Source organism: Brevibacillus fluminis (assembly GCF_003710825.1).
In the GTDB taxonomy this organism is placed as follows: Bacteria; Bacillota; Bacilli; order Brevibacillales; family Brevibacillaceae; genus Brevibacillus_D; species Brevibacillus_D fluminis.
In genome coordinates this window covers 1-701 of the sequence record NZ_RHHQ01000094.1, presented here as the reverse complement: position 1 = coordinate 701, position 701 = coordinate 1, and the positions used below count along the sequence as shown (strand labels likewise).

The 701-nt window shown below is 47.9% G+C and carries 1 protein-coding gene; it reads right to left on the bottom strand.

Annotation, left to right across the window (positions count from 1 at the left end):
- A partial coding sequence (locus EDM56_RS31105; protein ID WP_246009602.1) for a cache domain-containing protein occupies positions 1 to 682 on the bottom strand: 682 nt, incomplete at its 3' end.
- Between the last annotated feature and the right edge of the window lie 19 nt (positions 683 to 701).

Below are 701 nucleotides of genomic sequence, written 5' to 3'. Positions count from 1 at the left end.
AATAGCCCATCTGCTTGGCGATTTCCCGCATATAATATGCGACCCGCTGCGAATGGCCGGATGTGTAAGAATCCCGCTCCTCTAAGGCGACGGCCAATGTCATCAAAATGCTCTCATTCGTATGGGATAAGTGCTCACTCATCATCGCTGAGTTACGCAACGCTTTTTCCTTGCGCCGCGCCAGTGTGAGGAGAATGGCCGTGATGACATAGCTGCCCAGCACAATGCTGATGAGTAAATATTTCAGGCTCTCAAACCAGCCATAAAAATTCGTTTCATAAGTGGCCAACCCGATATGCCAATCCCACGGTGCAAAGTAATGATTGACCGTAATCATCGGTTTTTGCTCCGTATCAGACGGGTTTTTCCACTGATAGAGCAGCACGTTATTCGGCGCAGCCATGATTTCTTTCAGTACGAAACGTCCTTCGGGATTTGTCTGTTCAAGCAGATTTTTGCCTTCCAGCTCCGGATGCATGATCATGTTACCTTTGGAGTCGAAAACAAACAAAAAGTCGCCAAGGCCAAGCGTCATGTCAGTTTTGGACATATCCCGTTTGCCATTGGTCAAAAGGGGGCCGGATAGCATCGGCTTGATGATGTTTTGGGCTTCTGTGCGGGTGATCAGCCCTTCATTGACCATTCCATCGTACTGTTCAAGCAGATGTGTAATGGTGTTCATTTGTTTCTGCAAATTGCGG